We start from the raw sequence: 238 nt of genomic DNA, 5'->3' as shown, positions 1-238 counted from the left end.
GCGCCTGCGCGAGATCCTCAACCTCTCCCGCGCCCCGCTGCTGGTGGCGAGTGAAGGTTGCAGTGGCCTGCTCGATCAACTGCTCAGCGGCCTCGACCACGCGCCCACGGCACTGTTCGCCGAGGCTGCCTGGAACTCACCCAACGACACACCACTGGCGCTGGCCGGCGGCCCGGCCAGCCTGGCCTACGTGCTGTTTACCTCGGGCTCGACCGGTATGCCCAAGGGCGTGATGATC

Annotated in this window: 1 protein-coding gene; it reads left to right on the top strand. The window is 68.5% G+C overall.

Annotation, left to right across the window (positions count from 1 at the left end; all coding sequences use genetic code 11):
* Positions 1-238: AMP-binding protein (locus HX846_RS40145; protein WP_256740486.1), on the top strand; the 238-nt coding region annotated here is incomplete at both ends.

Source organism: Pseudomonas sp. K5002, from assembly GCF_013386655.1.
Taxonomy (GTDB): domain Bacteria; phylum Pseudomonadota; class Gammaproteobacteria; order Pseudomonadales; family Pseudomonadaceae; genus Aquipseudomonas.
This window is presented reverse-complemented; position numbering and strand designations above follow the sequence as displayed.